The sequence below is a fragment of the Intestinimonas butyriciproducens genome (assembly GCF_016901775.1).
Lineage (GTDB): Bacteria > Bacillota > Clostridia > Oscillospirales > Butyricicoccaceae > Pseudobutyricicoccus.
In genome coordinates this window covers 1-20422 of sequence record NZ_JACJKW010000003.1, presented here as the reverse complement: position 1 = coordinate 20422, position 20422 = coordinate 1, and the positions used below count along the sequence as shown (strand labels likewise).

17 protein-coding genes and 1 tRNA gene are annotated in these 20422 nt (G+C 56.0%); 4 read left to right on the top strand and 14 right to left on the bottom strand.

What is annotated here, in order from left to right; translation table 11 throughout:
* Nucleotides 1–61 precede the first annotated feature (61 nt).
* From H6A25_RS02145 to gdhA, 6 genes are all read right to left on the bottom strand, one after another.
* Nucleotides 62–1078: a lipoate--protein ligase gene (locus H6A25_RS02145; RefSeq protein ID WP_204750375.1), complete on the bottom strand. Its 1017-nt coding sequence runs from the start codon at nt 1076–1078 to the stop codon at nt 62–64.
* Nucleotides 1075–2514, bottom strand: coding sequence for an aminomethyl-transferring glycine dehydrogenase subunit GcvPB (gcvPB, locus tag H6A25_RS02140; RefSeq protein ID WP_204750374.1), 1440 nt, complete (start codon nt 2512–2514; stop codon nt 1075–1077). Before gcvPB ends, H6A25_RS02145 begins: the two co-directional genes overlap by 4 nt.
* Nucleotides 2511–3842, bottom strand: coding sequence for an aminomethyl-transferring glycine dehydrogenase subunit GcvPA (gene gcvPA, locus H6A25_RS02135; RefSeq protein WP_204750373.1), 1332 nt, complete (start codon nt 3840–3842; stop codon nt 2511–2513). The genes gcvPB and gcvPA overlap by 4 nt, the downstream gene beginning before the upstream one ends.
* Nucleotide 3843: 1 nt before the next feature.
* Nucleotides 3844–4221: a glycine cleavage system protein GcvH gene (gene gcvH, locus H6A25_RS02130; protein ID WP_204750372.1), complete on the bottom strand. Its 378-nt coding sequence runs from the start codon at nt 4219–4221 to the stop codon at nt 3844–3846.
* Nucleotides 4222–4279: 58 nt separating this feature from the next.
* Entirely contained in the window at nt 4280–5365 is a 1086-nt protein-coding gene (gene gcvT, locus H6A25_RS02125; protein WP_204750371.1) for a glycine cleavage system aminomethyltransferase GcvT, read from the bottom strand.
* A 572-nt stretch (nt 5366–5937) separates the two neighbouring features.
* Entirely contained in the window at nt 5938–7284 is a 1347-nt protein-coding gene (gene gdhA / locus H6A25_RS02120; protein WP_204750370.1) for an NADP-specific glutamate dehydrogenase, read from the bottom strand.
* Nucleotides 7285–7770: 486 nt separating this feature from the next.
* Here gdhA and pepT point away from each other — a divergent pair, with 486 nt between their 5' ends.
* The 4 genes from pepT (at nt 7771) to mtnN (ending at nt 13739) form a co-directional block, all read left to right on the top strand.
* Nucleotides 7771–9006, top strand: coding sequence for a peptidase T (gene pepT / locus H6A25_RS02115; RefSeq protein WP_204750369.1), 1236 nt, complete (start codon nt 7771–7773; stop codon nt 9004–9006).
* Nucleotides 9007–9359: 353 nt separating this feature from the next.
* Nucleotides 9360–11207 carry an ABC transporter ATP-binding protein gene (locus H6A25_RS02110; protein ID WP_204750368.1) on the top strand — a complete coding sequence of 616 codons (1848 nt, stop codon included), beginning with the start codon at nt 9360–9362 and terminating at the stop codon, nt 11205–11207.
* A complete protein-coding gene (locus H6A25_RS02105) occupies nt 11204–13027 on the top strand; it encodes an ABC transporter ATP-binding protein (RefSeq protein ID WP_204750367.1) in 1824 nt (607 codons plus the stop codon). The genes H6A25_RS02110 and H6A25_RS02105 overlap by 4 nt, the downstream gene beginning before the upstream one ends.
* 16 nt (nt 13028–13043) lie before the next feature.
* The gene (gene mtnN, locus H6A25_RS02100) at nt 13044–13739 is read left to right on the top strand and encodes a 5'-methylthioadenosine/S-adenosylhomocysteine nucleosidase (RefSeq protein WP_204750366.1); all 696 of its coding nucleotides are present in this window, start codon (nt 13044–13046) and stop codon (nt 13737–13739) included.
* A gap of 43 nt (nt 13740–13782) precedes the next feature.
* On the opposite strand, the gene H6A25_RS02095 is transcribed toward mtnN, so the two are convergent.
* The 8 genes from H6A25_RS02095 to H6A25_RS02060 form a co-directional block, all read right to left on the bottom strand.
* Nucleotides 13783–14505, bottom strand: coding sequence for a DUF3169 family protein (locus tag H6A25_RS02095; protein ID WP_204750365.1), 723 nt, complete (start codon nt 14503–14505; stop codon nt 13783–13785).
* Nucleotides 14502–14714, bottom strand: a complete 213-nt coding sequence (locus H6A25_RS02090; protein WP_204750364.1) for a helix-turn-helix transcriptional regulator — start codon at nt 14712–14714, stop codon at nt 14502–14504. Before H6A25_RS02090 ends, H6A25_RS02095 begins: the two co-directional genes overlap by 4 nt.
* Nucleotides 14715–14849: 135 nt before the next feature.
* Nucleotides 14850–16853 carry a M56 family metallopeptidase gene (locus tag H6A25_RS02085; protein ID WP_204750363.1) on the bottom strand — a complete coding sequence of 668 codons (2004 nt, stop codon included), beginning with the start codon at nt 16851–16853 and terminating at the stop codon, nt 14850–14852.
* Nucleotide 16854: 1 nt separating this feature from the next.
* Nucleotides 16855–17217 (bottom strand): BlaI/MecI/CopY family transcriptional regulator, encoded by a 363-nt coding sequence (locus H6A25_RS02080; protein ID WP_118425295.1) that lies wholly within the window; start codon nt 17215–17217, stop codon nt 16855–16857.
* Between the two features lie 148 nt (nt 17218–17365).
* Complete coding sequence (locus H6A25_RS02075) at nt 17366–17992, bottom strand: hypothetical protein (RefSeq protein ID WP_204750362.1); 627 nt, start codon at nt 17990–17992, stop codon at nt 17366–17368.
* A gap of 67 nt (nt 17993–18059) precedes the next feature.
* On the bottom strand, nt 18060–18233 hold the full coding sequence (locus H6A25_RS02070; RefSeq protein ID WP_204750361.1) for a hypothetical protein: 174 nt from the start codon (nt 18231–18233) through the stop codon (nt 18060–18062).
* Nucleotides 18234–18376: 143 nt separating this feature from the next.
* Nucleotides 18377–18453 (bottom strand) — tRNA-Met (locus tag H6A25_RS02065).
* A 108-nt stretch (nt 18454–18561) separates the two neighbouring features.
* Nucleotides 18562–20172 carry a gamma-glutamyltransferase family protein gene (locus H6A25_RS02060; RefSeq protein WP_204750360.1) on the bottom strand — a complete coding sequence of 537 codons (1611 nt, stop codon included), beginning with the start codon at nt 20170–20172 and terminating at the stop codon, nt 18562–18564.
* Nucleotides 20173–20422: the final 250 nt, after the last annotated feature.

The following is a 20422-nucleotide window of genomic DNA, read 5'->3' as shown; positions in this document are numbered from 1 at the left end:
CCTCCCGTTCTCACAAAAATAAAAGAGGGCGGGGGCCTGTATGACCTCCGCCCCTGGGATTTTAAAAATCCTCCCCTTCCAGCAGAGAGCAAAAGTCCCGGCCCATCTGGCCGTCCATCTCATAGCCCAGTTCTCCCCCTTCTTGCGGCAAAAGAGGCCGTATGGCCTGCAAAAGAGCCACAGAGGAGTAGGGGAGCCCCATGAGGGCCTGTTCCAACTGAGGGAAACATTCCGAGTCCATGGCATCGGAGAAAATGCGGGCTTTCTCCACCCGTCCGCCGTTGATGCCAAGGCAGATCTTCACTCCGCCCCAGGGGAACCGGCCGGCGATCTCCTTGTCAAAGGGGATCTTTTTCCCCAGCCGCCACTGGAAGGAAGCATATTTTTCTTCCAGGGCCTCCAGGGCCTTTTGATCCAGATCCTCTTCCCGCAGCCTTTCCACAGGGCCGCCGTAGACCTTCTCAAAAGCCCCTTCCAGCCGCTGCTTCATGGTTTCCACCGTGATGTCCCGGGAAAACTCCCCCAGGTTTGCCACACGGCTGCGCACCGAACGCACTCCCTTGGATTGAAGCTTGTCCGGCTGCACATTGAGATAGCGGCCCATGGTGCTCATGTCCACATTGATGAGGATGGTTCCATGGTGGTAGGCGTTCTTCCCTTTTTTATAAAAGGCGTTGCCGGAAAACTTCCGTCCCTCCACCAGTATGTCATTGCGGCCCGACCGTTCCACAGTCAGACCAAAGCTGGTGGCCGCCTCCTCTATCACCTGGGTCTGCCGGGCCACATCGTAATCGGCCCGGGGAACAAGGAAGGTGAAGTTCAGGTTTCCCAGATCATGGAACACGGCACCCCCGCCGGAGAGACGGCGGGCCAGATGCCCGCCGTCTTCTTCCAGCTCTTTCACCCGGCATTCCTGCCAGGCGTTCTGATTTTGTCCGATCACCACCGTCTGCCGGTTCTGCCACAGATACAGAGTGCAGCATTCCGGCGGATTGCTTTCCATCAAAAGCTCTTCCAGCGCCAGATTATGATAGGGGTTTACAGAAGCGGTGGTAATGAGCCGGGTATGCTTGATCATTTGTCAAAATGATAGCAGATCACCGGCGTACGGGCGGCCTTCACCTCGTCGGGACGGCGAATGACGGTTTTCACCGGCAGCTCGTGCATGTGCTCCGGATTTTCTTCCGCCATGGCATGGATCCGCTTGAGGGCGGCCACCACTTCGTCCAGAGTGGTTTTGCTTTCGGTTTCAGTGGGTTCCACCATCAGATCTTCCGGCACGATGAGGGGGAAGTACATGGTGGGGGGATGGATGCCCTCGTCCAGCATGGCCTTGGCGATGTCGGTGGCGGTGACGCCCTTCTCCTTGTGCATCTTATCCAGGGTGATGATGAACTCATGCATGCAATGGCCCTTGGTGGCAATGTCATAGGTGTCCGACAGCTGGTGCATCATATAGTTGGCGTTGAGCACCGCATTGCGGGAAGCCTCGGGGATGCCCTTCTGGCCCAGGGTGAGCACATAGGTGAGGGCCCGGACCACCACCAGGAAGTTGCCGTAAAAGGCCTTCATCCGGCCGATGGACTGAGGCAGATCGTAGTCCATGGTATACCCATTCTCGCCGGCCACCGCATGAGGCTTGGGCAGGTAGGGGGCCAGCAGCTTTTTGCAGCCTACGGCGCCGCTGCCCGGTCCGCCGCCGCCATGGGGGGTGGAGAAGGTTTTGTGCAGATTGAGATGCACCACATCAAAGCCCATATCGCCGGGGCGTACCTGGCCCATGATGGCGTTGAGGTTGGCGCCGTCATAATAGCAAAGGCCGCCGGCATCCTTGATGATCTTGGTGATCTCCAGAATATTCTTATCGAAAATACCCAGGGTGTTGGGGTTGGTCAGCATCAGGCCGGCGGTGTCTTCGCCCACCGCTTCCCGCAGCTTATCCAGGTCAATGCCGCCTTCCTCATTGGAAGGCACATTGACACAGGTAAAGCCAGCCATCACCGCCGTGGCGGGGTTGGTGCCGTGGGCGGAGTCGGGGACGATGATCTTGGTGCGCTTTGTGTCTCCCCGCATTTTGTGGTACTGCTTGATGAGCAGCACGCCGGTGAGCTCGCCGTGAGCACCTGCAGCCGGCTGGAAGGTCATTTCATCCATACCGGTGATCTGGCACAGATACTCTTCCGCCAGGGCCATCACTTCCAGGCAGCCCTGGACGGTGTGCTCCGGCTGGAGGGGATGGACGCCGGTGAAACCGGGCAGAGAAGCCATCTCCTCATTGATCCGGGGATTGTATTTCATGGTGCAGGAGCCCAGGGGATAGAATCCGTTATTCACCCCGTAGGTCCGCTCGGCCAGTTTGGTATAGTGGCGGCTGATATCGGTCTCGCTCATCTCCGGGAGATGGGGGGCCTGCTGCCGGGTCAGGGAAGCGGGCAGCTGATATTCCGGCACATCACAAGGGGGCACCTGAACGCATTTGCGCCCGGCCACGCTGCTTTCAAAAATCAGATTCACTTCCCAGCCACCTCCTTGAGGGTTTCTGCCAAGGTGTCGATCTCTTCCTTGGTGTTCATTTCGGTGACGCACCAGAGGATCTGGCCCTTTTTGTCACCGGTGAGGGGCAGTCCGCCCAGGATGCCCTTTTCTTCCAGCGCCTGCATGACCTTCTGGGGGCACACCGGGCAGGAGGTGACAAATTCATGGAAGAACTCGCCCTGATAAACCATTTCAAAACCGGGGATGGCCGAGATCTGCTGGGCGGCATAGTGGGCCTTGGACAGGCACAGGTTTGCCACATCCCGCAGGCCTTGGGGGCCCATGGCCGCCAGGTACACCGAGGCGGTGAGGGCGCACAGAGCCTGGTTGGAGCAGATGTTGCTGGAGGCTTTCTCCCGGCGGATATGCTGCTCTCTGGCCTGGAGGGTGAGGACGAAGGCCCGGTTGCCCTCGGCGTCGGTAGTTTCGCCCACGATACGGCCGGGGATCTTGCGCATCATCTTTTCCGAGCAGGTCATAATGCCCAGGTAGGGTCCGCCATAGGCCAAAGGCATACCCAGAGGCTGGCCTTCGGCGGTGGCCACATCGGCGCCGCACTGGCCCGGGGTGGCCATCACCCCAAGGGCGATGGGATTGCAGCCCATGATATATTTGGCGCCCTTCTCGTGGACGATCTGGCCCAGCTCCTCACAGTCCTCAAACAGACCGTAATAGTTGGGCTGCTGCACATAGAAGCAGGCGGTGGTGTCGTCCAGCAGTTCTTTCAGGGCTTCCTTGTCGGTTTTGCCGTCTTTTTCCGGCACGATGACCAGTTCGGTATTTGCCGCCTGGCAATAGGTCTCCATCACCTGGATGGTGTCGGGCTGGGCGGTGGCGGACACCAGTGTCTTGGTGCGCTTCCGCTCCCGGCACATGGCGGCCCCTTCGGCGGCGGCTGTGGCGCCGTCATACACCGAAGCATTGGACACCGGCATATCCATCAGCTGGCACATATCGGTCTGGTATTCGAATATGGCCTGGAGCACCCCCTGGCTGATCTCTGCCTGATAGGGGGTGTAGGAGGTGACGAACTCCTCCTTGGCAGGAATATATTTCACAATGGAGGGGATATAGTGGCGGTAGGCGCCGGCCCCGCGGAACACCGTGGGGAACACCTTGTTTTTCCCGGCCAGCTTCTCCATCTTGCTCCGCACTTCCATCTCCGACAGCCCTTCCGGGATCTGGAGAGGACCCTGGAGCTTCACCGAAGAGGGAATGGCATCATAGAGCTCGTCCACCGACGAAAGCCCCATAGCCTGCAACATGGCCTGCCGCTCCTCCATGGTGGAAGGAACATAAGAGCCCATGTTATGCCTCCTCTTCCAGCAGCTTCTCGTATTCTTCCGGTGTGAGCAGTTCTCTCTTTGCGGTCACATTGCTGATCTCAGCCAGCCATACGCCATAGGGATCGCCGTTGACATCCCCCGGGGAATCCAGAGCGGCATCGTTGACAGCGGAAACTTCGCCGGTGGCAGGGCTGATGATGTCGGAAACGGCCTTCACCGACTCCACATCGCCGAAGGAGCCTTCGGCCTCCACCTGATCGCCCACTTCGGGCAGGTTGATGAACACCAGGTCGCCCAGCTGCTCAGAAGCATGCTCGGTCAGGCCGATCTTCATTTTATCGCCGTCGATCTCCACCCATTCATGGGAAGCCGTATACATCAGATTCTTGGGAACACTCATGGTTAAACTCTCCTTTTTAAATAATTGGAATATAAAGTGAATTTGTCTTTTTGAAAGGTTATGCTCTGTTATAAATGGGGGTAGCCACTACAACGGCCTCCACCCGGCGGCCGCGCACATCCACTTCCACCTTGGTATCCACCGCGTTATAGGGCAGATCCACAATGGCGGTGGCATAGGCGCCCTTCAGATAAGGACAATGGGTGCCGGAGCAGGTGAAGCCCACCTTTTTATCTCCCACATACACATCCTGGTGCTCCCGGGCAATGCCCCGCCCAGTCACTTTCAGGGTGCACATCTTCCGGGTGACTTCGCCCCGTTCTTCCAGGGCTTTTTTGCCGATAAAGTCGGGCTTTTTCATCTTGACGCAGAAGCCCAGGCCGGCTTCGATGGGGGTGATGGTGTCGTCCATCTCATGGCCGTACAGCGGCATGCCTGCTTCAAAGCGCAGGGTATCCCGACAGCCCAGGCCGCAGGGGAGCAGACCAAATTCCTTGCCGGCCTCCAGCAGCGCGTTCCAGATATGGGCAGCATCTGCCGGTGCGCAGTAGATCTCATAGCCGAACTCACCGGTGTAGCCGGTACGGGAAACCAGGCATTCCTTCCCAGCCACGGTGCACTTGGGCACAAAGGTATAATACTTGGTGGGCAATGTGCTCTCGTCAGCCAGTTTGCGGATGATGTCCAGGGACTTGGGACCCTGGAGGGCTACCTGGGCCACATCGTCGGAAATGTCTTTGAATTCCACATCGCCGAAAAGATGGCTGCGGATCCATTCCACATCCTTTTCATGGTTGGCAGCGTTGACCACCAACAGGATATGCTCTTCATCGGTTTTATAAACCAGCAGGTCGTCCACAGTGGTGCCATTTTCATAGCACATGGTGGTATATTTCACCTGACCGTCCACCATGTTGCCGCACTGGTTGGTCACCAGCATCTGCACATTGGCCATGGCGTCCTTGCCGCACAAGGTCATTTCCGCCATGTGGGACACATCAAACAGACCGGCCTTTTCACGCACGGCCATATGCTCGGCGATGACGCCGGCCTCATACTGTACCGGCAGCAAAAAACCGGCAAAGGGAACGATCTTGCCTTTGGCCGCCAGATGGCAGTCATACAAGGGGGTTTTTTGTTCCATAGAGATCTCCTTCTTTCTTTCTGACAGAAGTGGCGTATGCTCTCTGACCATCGCCGGAGAAATCCTCCGGACTACCTTTATTATATCAAATGCGCAATAATAATCAACCGCCTTCCCATCAGCAAGATTCACTATCTTTCGCATGGGATTGTTGTGATTTTAACGAAAATTCGTGGGAAAGTTTAAAATATAACGATTGTTTTTGAGATGCTTTTTTAAATATGCATAAAAATTTCGGAGTTTTTTTGCTTTGCGCTAAAATATTTAAATGGCAAAATTGAAAGAAAAATAAAGATCTTTCTTAAATATAGATTTTTTCTATAACAGAATCTTGCTATTGGCAGGTTTGTTTTCCAAAGTTTTTTATCCAAAAAGTCGAAGAAAAAAGATTGAAAAAGGATACTTTTAGTCATTTTAACAAGAAACATCCAGGCGCATTCGTAAAAGTATCCAGCAACTTCGGCACACTCCCATCCCGGCCTGCTTTTTTCCAGACAAAAACGCGCAAAAAAGCCCCGGCGGGAAATCCCGCCGGGGCAAAACCCGATCCAATATTGAATACAGGGAAAACCTTAGATCAGGCCTTCAGCCATCATGGCCTCAGCGACCTTCTTGAAGCCGGCGATGTTGGCGCCAGCCACCAGGTCATAACCCATGCCGCATTCCTCAGCAGCCTTGGCGGATTCGTCATGGATGTTCTTCATGATGGTGTGCAGCTTGGCATCCACTTCAGCGGGCTCCCAGCTGTAACGCATGGAGTTCTGAGCCATTTCCAGAGCGGAAGTCGCCACGCCGCCGGCGTTGACAGCCTTGGAAGGAGCAACGATCTTCACATTCTTCTGGAGGTATTCCAGAGCTTCGTTGGTGGTGGGCATGTTGGCCACTTCGATGTAGTACTGCACGCCGTTGTCCACCAGCTGCTTGGCTTCGGTCATGCCGATCTCGTTCTGATAGGCGCAGGGCATAGCGATGTCAACCTTCTCGCCCCAGACCTTGGCGCCGGGAACGAACTTGACGCCGAACTTGTCGGCATAGTCCTGAGCACGGTCGCGGCCGGAAGCACGCATCTCCAGCAGATAGCTGATCTTCTCAGGAGTGACGATGCCATCGGGATCATAGCAATAGCCGTCGGGGCCGGAGATGGTGACCACCTTGCCGCCCAGCTGAGCGACCTTTTCGCAAACGCCCCAGGCCACATTGCCGAAGCCGGAAACGGCAACGGTCTTGCCCTTGATGTCGTCGCCGAAGTGCTTCAGCACTTCTACCAGATAGTACACAGCGCCGTAGCCAGTGGCTTCGGGACGGAAGTAGCTGCCGCCGTAGGACATGCCCTTACCGGTGAGAACGCCGTTCTCCCAGCAGCCCTTGATGCGCTTGTACTGGCCAAAGAGGTAGCCGATCTCACGGCCGGCCACGCCGATATCACCGGCGGGAACATCCACATCGGGGCCGATGTGGCGATACAGCTCGGTCATGAACGCCTGGCAGAAACGCATGATCTCAGCGTCGCTGCGGCCGCGGGGGTCGAAGTCGCTGCCGCCCTTGCCGCCGCCGATGGGCAGGCCGGTCAGGCTGTTTTTGAAGGTCTGCTCAAAGCCCAGGAACTTCATGGTGTCCAGCTTGACGGAAGGATGGAAGCGCAGGCCGCCTTTGTAGGGGCCGATGGCACCGTTGAACTGGACGCGATAGCCCCGGTTCACATGAGTCTCGCCCTTGTCGTCAGCCCAGGTGACCCGGAACTCGATCACGCGGTCGGGCTCGCACATTCTCTCCAGCAGGCCGGCCTTCTCATACTCGGGATGCTGCTCCACGATGGGCTCGATGCTCTTGAAAACTTCTTCCACAGTCTGCAGGAAGAGTTCTTCGCCCTCATTGCGGGCCTTGACCTCGTCCAGGACTTTCTGCATATAAGCGTTCATTTTAACTGCCTCCTCATAGGTTTAAAAAATCTTTGGAGCCTAGTATTCTACCGTAAATATCTTAAAGCGCCCAGGGTAAAAAGTCAAGAACAGGCTTATTAAATATCATTAAGAATTTGTAATTGAGCAAATCAATTTTATGCAGGGTGCACAAAAACCCTTCATCCTGGAAAGAAGGATTTTTTGCCGGGCGGACACAGGAAGGGGGGAAACCAAAAAAATTTTGGAAAAACAGCAAAAAAGCGAATCAGACCCCCGTTTCTCCCGGTTCATTTGAATAAAAATGGCGGAAAACTGTCCCTTTTTCAGCTCTCCTTGTACCGAAGAGAGTGAAAAGGGAAAAGATTGGTAAAAGTCCATAAAAAGAGATGGAGGAAACAGGCGCTTTGCACAAGATGAACCAACCGGTGCTGCCGCCGATTGCGAAGAGGAAAGGGGTTTGTTATAATAAAGGGAAATTCCAAAGGGAAAGAGGAAGATGCGATTATGACACGCGCTTATGAAAAACTGTTGGAGTATGTGAAGTTTGACACGGCCTCCGATGCCGCTTCCCCCACCGTGCCCAGCACCATGAAGCAGAAGGATCTGGGCGAATACCTGGTGAAAGAGATGCAGGCCATGGGCATCCAGGACGCCGAAATGGATGAATACGGCTATGTCTATGGCTCCATTCCCGCCACTCCCGGTTATGAAAAGGCCCCCAAGATCGGCTTTTTGGCCCATATGGACACAGTGGCCGATGTGCCCGCCTGTGAAAATCCCCGCATCGTGGAAAAATACGACGGCAGCGATGTAGTTCTCAACGAAGAGCACAATGTAGTGATGCGCATGGCCGATTTCCCCAGCCTGGAGCAGCTCATCGGCGACGACATCATCGTCACCAACGGCCTGACCCTGCTGGGCGCCGATGACAAAGCCGGCATCGCCGAGATTCTCACCGCCGCCGAACACCTGCTGAACGACCCCTCCATCCCTCACGGTGAAGTGAAGATCGCCTTTACTCCCGACGAAGAGATCGGCCGGGGCCCCGACCATTTTGACATCAAGCGCTTCGGCGCCGATTTTGCCTACACCATCGACGGCGCTTTGCTGGGCGGTGTGGAATATGAAAACTTCAACGCCGCCAGCTCCAAAGTGACGGTCAGCGGCCAGAGTGTCCATCCCGGCTCTGCCAAAAACCAGATGAAAAATGCCAACTACATCGCCATGGAGTATAACTCCCTGCTGCCCCAGGAGCAAAAACCGGAATACACCGAAGGCTATGAGGGCTTCTATTTCCTGCACGGTATGGAAGGCTCGGTGGAAAAGGCCACCCTCCACTATATGCTGCGGGATCACGACGCCAAGAAGTTTGACGAGAAAAAGGCCATGATGGACAAGGCCGCTGCTTTCATCAACGAGAAATACGGCGCCGGCACCGTTACAGTGGAAACCACTGATATGTACCGGAATATGCGGGAAAAGATCGAGCCTCAGATCCATCTGGTCCACGCCGTCATGGACGCCATGCGGCAGCTGGGCGTGGAGCCTGTGGTTTCCCCCATCCGCGGCGGCACCGACGGCAGCAAGATCACCTATATGGGTACTCCTTGCCCCAACTTCTGCACCGGCGGCACCAACTTCCACGGCCGTTTTGAAACGGTTTCCATCCAGGCCATGGACAAGATCGTGGCGCTGATCGAAAAGATCCTGACAAACTACGCCGAACAGAGCAAGAAATAAACGATACACACCAAAAAAGCGGGGCTTCGGCCCCGCTTCAGACTGTCAAAAAACTTATCTAACTAGAGGGAACTACTTGCCCTACTTCTCATCAATCCGCAAAAAGCCGCGACCTGTGCGTGGCTTTTTGCACTTCTCAAGGGGCCAGTGTACGCCAAAGGCGTGCATGCAGCCCCTTGCAAAAACTCGAAAAAGTGGCCAAACCCACTTTTTCGACACGCTCAAGCAGGGCTTCGGCTCCGCTTTTTGTTTGTCCCAAAGGCGGCCTTTGCCCCCTGCCTCCGCTTGCGGGAAAACCGGGGGCTATGATACAATGAAGCCATCTGGAAACAACATCGGAAGGAGGAGAGCAGATGGAAAAGAAAGGCTATACCGGCACCCGCTCCAAAAGCAGCAGCAGCTTCATCTGGGAGATGATGGATGGCAGCTGGAAATATTTCTGGGGCTGTGTTGCAGCCATGACCGGCGGGGTGGCCTTTTCCTTTTTGTCCCCCGCCCTGGTGGGCTTTATCATCGACTCGGTGATCGGCACCGAACCCATCGTTCTGCCCGGTCCCCTTGCCTCCTTTGTGGAAAATCTGGGCGGGCGGCAGTGGCTTTTTGACCACATGACCCTTCTGGCCGGGCTGTTTCTTATCATCGTAGCCCTTTCCGGCCTGTTCAACATGCTGCGCCAGTATCTGGCCGCAAAGCTCAGCGAAAGCCTGGCCTTTGGCCTGCGCCAGCGGCTGTTCGACCACATCCAGCATCTGCCCTATGCCTGGCACATGAGTGTGCAGACCGGGGATATCATGCAGCGGTGTTCCTCCGATGTGGACATGGTGCGCAATTTTGTGGCCGGACAGCTGGCCGATCTGCTGCGTATCCTCACCATGCTGGTGGGCGCCTTTGCCCTGATGTTTTCCATCAATGTACCCCTGGCCGGGGCCGCTGCGGTGAGCGTGCCCATCGTCATGGGCTATTCCGGCGTCTTTTACCGGTATATCAGCCGCCGCTTCCTGAAAGCCGACGAAGCCGAAGGAGAACTGACCGCCATGACCCAGGAAAATCTCACTGGCGTACGGGTGGTTCGAGCCTTTGGCCGGGAACGGTACAGTCTGGACCGCTTCCAGGAGCAGAACCAGGAATTTTCCCGCCGGTGGATCAAGGTGGGAAACCTTCTGGCCATTTATTGGAGCCTGGGCGATCTGATTGCCGTGTGTCAGGGCGCTCTGGTGGTGATCTTCGGCGCTTGGCTGGCGGTCCATGGCCATATGACCAGCGGCGCCTTGGTGACCTTTATCATGTACAACGGCCAGCTGGCCTGGCCCACCCGCCGCCTGGGACGGATCATCGGGGAAATGAGCAAGGCGGGCGTCTCCATCGGCCGTCTGCGGGAGATCCTGCTGGCCCGGCCGGAAGAAGATTCCCCAAACGATCAGATTTTCCCCATCCAGGGAGCTATCGCCTTTTCCCATGTGAATTTTTCCTACGGAAGCCATCCGGTGCTCACCGACGTGTCCTTCTCCGTGTCGCCAGGGGAGACACTGGCCATTCTGGGGGCTACCGGCAGCGGAAAAAGCACCCTGATGTATTTGCTCACCCGCCTGTATGAACTGCCGGAAAAAGGCGGCAGCATCACAGTGGATGGGGTGGATATCCGGCAGATCCAGCGGGATCATCTGCGGAAAAACATCGGCCTGGTGCTTCAGGAGCCCTTCCTGTTTTCCCGCACCATTCTGGAGAATCTGCGCCTGGCCGCTCCCGATAAAAGCCAGGAAGAGCTGCAGCAGGCTGCGGAAACCGCGGCGGTACACCAGTCCATTCTGGGTTTTGCCCAAGGATATGACACCATGCTGGGCGAGCGGGGCGTCACCCTTTCCGGCGGCCAGCAGCAGCGTCTGGCCATCGCCCGCACTCTGGCCGGCGCTCCGCCGGTGCTTGTTTTTGACGATTCCCTCTCCGCTGTGGACACCGAAACCGACGAGCGCATCCGAAAGGCTCTCAAGGCCCGGAAAGAGAAGGCCACCACCATCCTGATCTCCCATCGGGTGACCACATTGATGGAGGCCGACCGTATTCTGGTGCTGGAAAAGGGGAGAGTGAAGCAGATCGGCACCCACCAGCAGCTGATCCGGGAAGAAGGCCCCTATCAGCGGATCTTCCAGCTTCAGAGCCTGGCGGCCGAAGAGGCGGAAAACGAAAGCGAGGTGGGCAAATGAAACAGAAAGAAGAATACGGCTACCCCACATCCTTTGATTTTGCCCAGTGGAAAAAGCTGTTCCGCTACATCCGGTTTCTCAGAACGCCCTTTGTGCTTCTTTTGTTTGCGGCCATGGCTACCGCTCTTTTCGACGCTATTTTCCCCTATTTCAGCCGGTACGCCATCGACCACTTCATTGCCCTGCAAACCACCGAAGGTCTGGGTGTTTTTGCGCTGCTTTATGCCCTGGCCGCCGGTTTGCAGACCGGCGCCAATGTGATCTACTGTCAGCAATGCATCGTCATTGAAATGAAGGTGGGCCAGGCCCTGCGGGACGCCTGCTTTGAGCACTTGCAAAAGCTGCCTCTGTCTTTTTTCAATGTGACCCCGGTGGGCTACCTGGTGGCCCGGGTGATGAGCGACACAAACCAGCTGGGCTCCATCTTCTCCTGGCGGCTGGCGGAGTTTGTGTGGAACGGCTGTTATCTGGTCTTCGTGGTCATCTCCATGTTCCTGCTGTCCTGGCGCCTGGCGCTGCTGGTGCTTATCGTGGTGCCGCCCATCGCCCTGGTGTGCTCCTTTTTCCAGCGGCGGCTGCTGCGGGCCAACCGGCGGGTGAGAAGAGCCAACTCCACTCTGACCGCTTCCTTCAACGAGAATATTTCCGGCGCCAAAACCATCAAGACCCTGGCAGTGGAAGACACGGTGTGCCGTGAATTCCGGGAAATCAACCTGGATATGCGCCGCAAGGCCATGCATGCCAAAACCCTTCACGCCCTGTTCCAGCCCCTGGTGATGTTTCTGGGCTCTGTGTCCCTGGCCCTGGTGATGGCCGCAGGCGGCGTGATGGTGGGTCCCTGGGGCATTCCTCTGGGCACCCTGGCTGTGTTCATCTCCTACACCATGAACATTGTGGAGCCCATCCAGATGGTGGTCAGCGTTCTGGCCGACGCCATTGCGGTGCAGGCCAATGTGGAGCGGGTCAACCGGCTGCTGGAAACCGTCCCTGCCATTCAGGACCCGCCCGCCATCCAGGCAAAATACGGGGACATCTTCCATCCCAAAAAAGAAAACTGGGAAAGCATCCAGGGAGACATCACCTTCCAGGATGTGACCTTCCGCTATCCCGATGGGGAGGTCAATGTGCTGGAGCATTTTGACCTGCACATTCCCGCCGGCTCCACCGTGGCCATTGTAGGGGAGACCGGCGCAGGGAAATCCACTCTGGTGAACCTGGCCTGCCGGTTCTATGAGCCCACAGAAGGGAAAATCCTCATCGACGGGGTGGATTACAGAGAGCGGAGCGTGGGCTGGCTGCACAGCAACATCGGCTATGTGCTCCAATCTCCCCACCTGTTCACCGGTACCATTGAGGAAAACATCCGCTACGGCAAGCTGGACGCCACCCGGGAAGAGATCCAGCAGGCCGCCAAAATGGCCTGTGCCCACGATTTTATCATGGCTTTGCCCGGCGGGTACCAGGCCCAGGTGGGCGAGGGGGGCAGCCAGCTGTCCACCGGCCAGAAGCAGCTGATCTCCATCGCCCGGGCCATTGTGGCAAATCCCCGGATCTTTGTGCTGGACGAAGCCACATCTTCGGTGGACACCGAAACCGAGGCACTGATCCAGCAGATCATCGGCAAGGTGCTGGAAAACCGCACCTCTTTCCTCATTGCCCACCGACTGTCCACGGTGAAAAATGCCCATGTGATCCTGGTGGTGCGGGATGGGAAGATCATCGAGCGGGGCACCCACGGAGAGCTTCTCCGAAAGCACGGCTACTACTATTCCCTCTACACCCGTCAGTTCCAGGAAGAACGGTTCCAGAATGCATTTTGAAAAAGGAGATTTTCCCATGAGCAAAATTGGTATCATCTGCGCAGTGGACCGGGAGCTTTCTCCCTTTCTGGAAAAACTCCAGCCACAAGCCCTTCCCACCCAGGCCATGCTCACCTTTTATCAGGGAAGCCTGGGGGATCATCAACTGATTCTGGTGCGCTGCGGCGTATGCAAGGTCAACGCCGCCATTGCTGCCCAGGCCCTTATCGACCGGTTCCAGGTGGACCTTCTCATCAACAGCGGCACAGCCGGCGGCATCGACCCTTCGGTGCAGCTGTTTGACACCGTTGTTTCGGAAAAGATCGCCTATCACGATGTGGCCCCCCACATCCTCACCCAATACCATCCTTTTATGGAAAGCGTCTATTTCCCGGCAGACCCCCGGCTGCTTTCTTTGATGCGCCAATGTGCCCCCCAGCTGCCCAACACTCTGCGTTTCGGCGCCACCGTCACCGGGGAGCAGTTTATCGACACCGGTATGCGGGAGGAGATCGACCGGCAGTTTGCCCCTCTCTCCGCCGATATGGAAGGGGCGGCCATCGCCCATGTGTGCCATGTGAACCACATCCCCTTTCTGATGATCCGCTCCATCACCGATACCCCCACCCACAGCGGCATGGACCATTTTGAGCAAAACTGCGAAAAGGCCTCCGGCCTTGCCTGCGAGGCCACCCTGGTTCTCATTGGAAAAATTCCCTCCCAGGGCATCTGAAAACATAAAAAAATCCCCCGACCCCGGGGGGATTTTTTCGTGTTCAGACTTTGTTTGCATACCACAGATAGGTCATCTGCTGCAAAAGCCACAGGCCGCCCACCACCAAGGCCCAGACAGGCTGCACCAGCTGGAAGCAGGAAAGCAGGCACATACCCACCATCACCAGAAGAAACCCTTTGCCGGTGGCCTGGAAAGCCCGGTAACTGCACTGGCCCATCTTCTGCCGTTCCGCTTCGTCACAGCTTTGGTACCAGTCCTTCTGAAAGCGGCTGCTGAGGGGATCTCCCTGTTTTTCCGGGAAGATAAACTTGGTGCGCTGCACCGCTTTTACCTCCAAAACAATGAGCAATGTGAGATAGACGATAGCCAATCCCATGGACCACAGTATGTTTTGCGTCTCTGCCGAATAAAAGCTGATGGTGATGGCGATGAAAAACAGGGGAGTGGCCCCGCCGGAGCAGAGCATACACCGCCCCAGAATCCGGTTGCACCGCTGGAAAACCTCATCATCCTCTCCGGTCTGAGCGATCAGCTTTTTCGTCTTTCCATACAGCACCCATCCCAGAAACAAAATGACGAAACCGGGGAGGAACCACCATATTCCCAGCTGCTGCACCAGCATTTTCCCCTGGTTCAGCACATTTTCCAAAGCATCGCCGTTGGCGGCCGCACAGTAACCGGCTACGCCGCCCAGCAGGGCACACAGCAATATGGTGCCCAGAAATTTTGCCGTGGATTTTCCACTTTGCTTTTCCCGCTTCATTTCCCTTCCTCCTCTGTGAGATAAAATACCTGCTCCACCGGCACCTGAAACACCTGAGAAATACGCAGGGCCAGGGTGATCGAAGGGTTATAATCCCCCCGTTCGATGAGGCTGATGGTCTGCCGGGAAGCCCCTACCAGGCTGCCCAGCTGCTGTTGGTTGAGCCCCTGTTTGGCCCGCAATTCTTTGAGCCGATTCTGAAGCCCCATGGACACCCTCCCTTGTGACTTATTTTCTTGTCATAATGACAACCATCTTTGTCATATCCAGCATACCATTGACAAGGATCTTTGTCAAGCATAAAAAATCCCGGAGGGACATTCCTCCGGGGTTTTTTGGTTTATTTACCAGCCGGTTCCCACCAGCTGCCCCTGCCACCCATCAGGGGTTCGGGTAATATAGCCGCAGCGGAAGTATTCATAGGCTCCCTGGGGCACATCGCTGTCCATGCCCCGGTATTCCTGGGTATTTCCTGCCATGGCAAACTGCATGGCCCGCTGATTTTCCGGCACAAATACCGTGGTCAGATAGAAGGGAAGGGTGTTTTCCGGCAGATCGTCAAACTGCGCTCCCCCTTCCAGGGCCGATTCCACCTGGCAGCGGACAAAGGTATAGGCTTTGGAACTGCCGGAAGAAGCCTTCAGATGAATGCTTTCAAACCGGGTGCAAAATTCCTCTGCTGCCTGAAGGGCATCCTGGCCCCGATCGGGGATGCGGACGGCATCCTGCTGTTGGTAGCCGCCGCCCAGGGCGAAAAACTCTTCCTCATCCAGCCAAAGGCGCAAAATTCCATAGGGTGTTTCCAATCCCCTGGACCACAGCCACCGCTTTTCCTCCCCTTCTTCTGCCAAAAGCAGAGGGGAGTCCTGAAAGGCGGTAAGGGTCGCATCGCCGCTTTTCAGAATAACCGAATCCCCTGCCGGGGTTTCGTCCGGCTCTTTTGCTGCCCCGAAGGGCATCTGGAGAAGGCTGTTATAGCAATATTCCCCATTGACCTCCCAGCCGCCGGTATAAGTTCCCGCCGCTTTCCCTTGCTGGAACAAGGTCAGCTGAATGTCCTCTTTTCCGATTTCCACCAGGCTGCCGAGCATTTCGCCTCTTTCCAGCAGGTCAATGGAGCGGGCATACTCTTCTCCCTCACCGCCGGTGAGAAGGGCATCCAGAGTCAGTTCAGTGCGGTTTTCCAGGGAGAGGGTATAGGTCTTGCCCGCCTCCCACGCTTCTCCCTCCAGCTCGTGGATGCTCATGGACATATCCCCATCTTCCAGCCGCCCGGCGATGTGGATGTTCCATCGTTCTGCCGGATAATCTTCCGGCAAGGTAAAGAACACCTGGTCACCTTCCCAGGCAAGGCTCTTTTCCAGATCGTCCAGGGCTTTTTCCTCCGAAACGCTGCCTGCACTGGGGTTGAGGGTGCAGGCGGCCAGGGCCAGGCAGACCAGCAGCCCGGCAGGCACGGCGGACCATCGGCCCCCGGGGCGGAAGCGCAGAATATTTTTGATCCTGCGCCGGGCATCGCCTTCCCCAAAATGAATGGGGGAGGGGAGGGGGAAATGGTAATGGGATGCAAAAGACAAAAGCAAGGTGCCATAGGCTTTGGGGCTGCCCCCTTTTCCCAGCACATACTCATCACAGCTCATCTCCATATCCCGTCTCATCAGATAAAAAGCCAGCCAGCACAAAGGGTTGAACCAGTGAAGAGCCAGCAGGCAAAAGGCCAACAGCTGGAAAAAGGGATCCTGCCGGCGAATATGATGCTGTTCATGCTGGAGCACATACCGCAATTCCCCACCCTCCAGCCAATAGGGCACATAGATCCGGGGACGGAATGCTCCCAGAATAAAGGGAGATGCTACCTTTTCACTGCGCCACACATTGCCTTCCAGCCGTGTGGCGGCAAAAAGGCGCCGCCGCAGACCGATATAGCGGAAAATGGCGATGGAAAAAAACACCGCCGCCCCCACGATCCATAGGGCCGCTCCCGCCGTCTCCCAGGAGAACCGGGGCGCAGGGCCGATTCCCTCCAAGGCGGCCTGAGGAACCGCCGGCCCCTGATCCATGGCAGAAGCCGCCCCGGAAGAGGGAAGTGGAGAATAGGAGATATACTCCAGGCCGCTGACACCGGAAGCCATGGACGATTCCGCCGGCCGCAGGGGCTGCAAGGCGAATACACTGAACACCGAGGACAGGCTCACCGGGCACAAAAGACGGAAAGCCACAGCCAGCCACAGCAGATAGGAGTACTTTTTCGGGGTCCTCCGCAGCAGCAGCCGGAAAAGCACAATAACAGCAATGACCACGCCGCCGGCTGCACTCATGTTGAGCACTTTCACGAAGATCTGTTCCATATTAACCCTCCTTATGCTGGTCGATGAGCTGCTTCAGTTCCTCCGCTTCCTCCCGGGACAGGGTCTTTCCCTTTAAAAAGGACACCAGAAAACTGGGCAGGGAGCCGGAAAAGGTCTGTTCCACAAACTTTTCACTTTCCTGGGTCTGTACCTGCTGCCGGGGCACCAGGGAGGTGACCAGGCTGTCCTGGTTCTGGGCCAGGCCTTTCTGGCACATCTTTTTCAGCATGGTATAAGTGGTGGATTTCTTCCACCCCAATCTTTGCTGGCAAAGGGTGACCAGCTGGGATGAAGAGAGAGGTTCACTGTCCCAGATCACTTCCATAAACCGAAAGTCACTTTCACAAAGCCGCTTGTGTTCCATTCGTTCACCTCCTGGGTCTATAATCATAAACCACTTTTCTTGTGCTTAGTTTATAATAATAGACCACCTTTGTCAAGAAAAAACTCTGCCCTTTTGAACAGAGTTTTATATACTGAAAAAGCGGCAGGGAGCCCCTGCCGCTTTTTATTTACAGTCCCACTTCTTCCATGGCGTCGATGCGCAGACCTTCTTCTGTTTTTACAAACTGGATCTGGCTGCGGCGGAGAGACTGGTAATTCATATAGTCCACTGTGACTGTCATCCGGTTTCCGTCGATCTTCAGGATATCAAGGGTATCCGGGGCCCACTGCTTATCCAGCGCCCCGCCCACGCCGATATCGATGCACAGTTTCCCATCCTCTTCCCGGTACCGGGGATATGTTCCTTCAAAAGCGCCCTGATAAAATTGCTGCTGGGCATATTCCGGAGTGAAAACCTCCTCCGTCAGATCCCGCAGCGCCTGGAGGGTATTGATCTCCCCATCGGTCACCGGCACAAAACACTGTCCATTTTCATCGGGCTCGTAGGGGGCGTTGGGAGCGGTGGCCAGACCGGCTCCCATGAAAATATCTTCGATCCGCCGCTCTTTTTCCATAATCTCCTCAATATTTGCATCGATTTCCTTCACCAGCTCCACATCGGAAGGCACTTTTTCTTCTTGTTCCTCCTGTTTTATGCCTTGCTGCGGTTTTTCTTCGGCCGCTTCCTGCCTCTGGCAGCCAGTCCACAAAACAAGGGTCAGAAGCATACACAGTGTGAGGCAGATCTTATTCATGACCGTTCACCCCTTTGTATTCCAGATATGCCCATTCCTTTCTTTTAGTATATCACAAAATCATCCCTCATTTCTCTGAAGAAAGGCTTTGGCCGCTTTCTTCAGATCTTCTATCAGCTCCTGCAAAAGGGGAGACCACTGGGTTTGCAGGAGGCATCTCAAACATCACAAGCAGCACTGGGATCAGAATGGCAGCTGGAATCCATCCCATCAGCAAAGATGCAAGCAGCCAAAGCTTCATATTATTTTTTCATCTTCCATACCACCTTTGCCAAAGCATTTTCGTATTTTCTTCCATTATAGCATGGAGAAAACCTCTTTGGCCAGACGGCCCAATTTTTTGCATAAAAAATCGGAGCAAGTGGTTTATCACTTACTCCGAGATGGTTGCGGGGGCAGGATTTGAACCTACGACCTTCGGGTTATGAGCCCGACGAGCTACCGAACTGCTCCACCCCGCGATATTCTGTTTGTTTGGTACTTGATTAGTATAGCACAAGGGGCGTCCTCTGTCAAGAGATATTTTTCCTTCCCCCTGGATTTGAAGCCAGGGGGGAAGGAACGGGGAGTTACCAAGCTGCACAGGCTCCTTCGCAGCGGGGCTCTGTGCCGCCAATGAGTGTACCGTAGGGGGTACGCAGGATCATCTGTCCTTTGCCGAAACCGCCCCGGTTGGTATCAAAGACGATTTTATGTCCGCGCTGGGCCAGAGAATCTGCCAGATAGGTGGAAAATTCCGTTTCCACATGAATTTCTTTTCCGGCCGTCCACAGCCAACGGGGAGCATCGATACAGGCCTGGGGGTTGAGACCGCAGTCGATGAGCTTGGTCATCACCTGTACATGGGCCTGAGGCTGCATAAAGCCGCCCATCACCCCGAAGGGGCCCACCGGTTTGCCGTCTTTTGTGAGGAAACCGGGGATGATAGTGTGATAGGGACGCTTGCCCGGTGCCGCGGCATTGGGGCTTTCCGGATCCAGAGAGAAACCCTTGCCCCGGTTTTGCAGAGCAATGCCTGTGCCGGGCACCACCACGCCCGAGCCAAAACCGGCGTAATTGCTCTGGATGTAGGAGATCATGTTGCCTTCGTTGTCCGCCGCGCACAGATAGACGGTGCCCGGATTTTTGGGATTGCCCGGCGCCGGTTCGATGGCGGTCTGGCCGATGAGCTTCCGCCGGGCGGCAGCATATTCCGGGGAGAGCATTTCCTCCGGGGATACTTCCATATACCGGGGATCGGCAATATAGCGCAGGCCATCGATAAAGGCCAGTTTGGTGGCTTCAATCTGCCGGTGTACACCCAGAGGATCGTCCAGGGAAGAGGGTTCAAAGCCATTAAGGATGTTGAGGGCCATCAGGGCAATGATTCCCTGGCCGTTGGGAGGCAGCTCCCACACCTCATAGCCATGATAGGGCACGCTGAGAGGCTGTACCCACTGGACTTCATGCTCCATCAGATCCTCTTTTTCCAAAAAGCCGCCAAATTTATGAGAGGCCGCCACGATCCTGTCGGCAATCTCCCCCTGATAATAGTCTTTGGCCTGGGTCTTGGCAATGGCCTCCAGGGTGTCCGCCAGATCGGGATTGCGGAACAACTGTCCCGGCCGGGGCGCTTCCCCTCCCGGCATAAAAATACGGAACCATTCGTCAAACTGCGGACCGCAATCGGTGTTTTCCCGCATACGGGATGCCATGCTATTGATGCTGCTCCAGGTGATGGTGCACAGGGCCTGGCCTTCCCGGGCATAGGATATGGCAGGGGCCAGCACTTCGGTGAGGGGCAGACGGCCAAATTTTTCATTGATGGCTGCCCAAGCGGCAGGAGCACCAGGCACGGTCACCGGCTCAAAACCATAGTGGGGCATCTCCTTATAGCCCTTGTCCCGCATTTTTTGCAGATCAAAGCCACGGCCCATGACGCCAGTGGAGTTCATGCCCTGCAATTTGCCTCCATTCTGGGTAAAGATGGCAAATGCATCGCTGCCTGCGCCATTGGTCTGAGGTTCCAGAACCACCAGACAGGCTGCGGCGGCGATGGCCGCATCGAAGGCGTTTCCTCCTTTTTTCAGCATATCCACCCCGGCCTGGGCCGCCAGATGGTTGGATGTGGCACACATTCCCCGGGCGGCATAGGTGACATACCGTCGGGAGGGATAGGGATAAAGCGCGGAAGTCTCCATGTTGTTTCCCCTTTCAAAAGAAATCTGTTGATATTATACCATGACGCCAATGCGGCATGGTATATTGGCCATGTTTTCGGTTGTCCCCCAAGGGACGAGAAAACGGCCGCAAAATCAGTATCATAGCCGCTTGCGGCTATGATACCATGACGCCAATGCGGCATGGTATATTGGCCATGTTTTCGGTTGTCCCGGAAGCGGGACGAGAAAACGGCCGCAAAAATCCGGTATAATAACCGCTTTGCGGTTA

What these genes read in the sequence shown, in the direction of transcription:
- gcvT (WP_204750371.1), bottom strand. Translation starts at nt 5,365, where the DNA reads ATGGAACAAAAAACCCCCTTGTATGACTGCCATCTGGCGGCCAAAGGC.
- H6A25_RS02105 (WP_204750367.1), top strand. Translation starts at nt 11,204, where the DNA reads ATGAAACAGAAAGAAGAATACGGCTACCCCACATCCTTTGATTTTGCC.
- H6A25_RS02095 (WP_204750365.1), bottom strand. Translation starts at nt 14,505, where the DNA reads ATGAAGCGGGAAAAGCAAAGTGGAAAATCCACGGCAAAATTTCTGGGC.
- mtnN (WP_204750366.1), top strand. Translation starts at nt 13,044, where the DNA reads ATGAGCAAAATTGGTATCATCTGCGCAGTGGACCGGGAGCTTTCTCCC.
- H6A25_RS02075 (WP_204750362.1), bottom strand. Translation starts at nt 17,992, where the DNA reads ATGAATAAGATCTGCCTCACACTGTGTATGCTTCTGACCCTTGTTTTG.
- gcvPA (WP_204750373.1), bottom strand. Translation starts at nt 3,842, where the DNA reads ATGGGCTCTTATGTTCCTTCCACCATGGAGGAGCGGCAGGCCATGTTG.
- pepT (WP_204750369.1), top strand. Translation starts at nt 7,771, where the DNA reads ATGACACGCGCTTATGAAAAACTGTTGGAGTATGTGAAGTTTGACACG.
- gdhA (WP_204750370.1), bottom strand. Translation starts at nt 7,284, where the DNA reads ATGAACGCTTATATGCAGAAAGTCCTGGACGAGGTCAAGGCCCGCAAT.
- gcvH (WP_204750372.1), bottom strand. Translation starts at nt 4,221, where the DNA reads ATGAGTGTTCCCAAGAATCTGATGTATACGGCTTCCCATGAATGGGTG.
- H6A25_RS02085 (WP_204750363.1), bottom strand. Translation starts at nt 16,853, where the DNA reads ATGGAACAGATCTTCGTGAAAGTGCTCAACATGAGTGCAGCCGGCGGC.
- H6A25_RS02080 (WP_118425295.1), bottom strand. Translation starts at nt 17,217, where the DNA reads ATGGAACACAAGCGGCTTTGTGAAAGTGACTTTCGGTTTATGGAAGTG.
- H6A25_RS02145 (WP_204750375.1), bottom strand. Translation starts at nt 1,078, where the DNA reads ATGATCAAGCATACCCGGCTCATTACCACCGCTTCTGTAAACCCCTAT.
- H6A25_RS02110 (WP_204750368.1), top strand. Translation starts at nt 9,360, where the DNA reads ATGGAAAAGAAAGGCTATACCGGCACCCGCTCCAAAAGCAGCAGCAGC.
- H6A25_RS02090 (WP_204750364.1), bottom strand. Translation starts at nt 14,714, where the DNA reads ATGGGGCTTCAGAATCGGCTCAAAGAATTGCGGGCCAAACAGGGGCTC.
- H6A25_RS02070 (WP_204750361.1), bottom strand. Translation starts at nt 18,233, where the DNA reads ATGAAGCTTTGGCTGCTTGCATCTTTGCTGATGGGATGGATTCCAGCT.
- H6A25_RS02060 (WP_204750360.1), bottom strand. Translation starts at nt 20,172, where the DNA reads ATGGAGACTTCCGCGCTTTATCCCTATCCCTCCCGACGGTATGTCACC.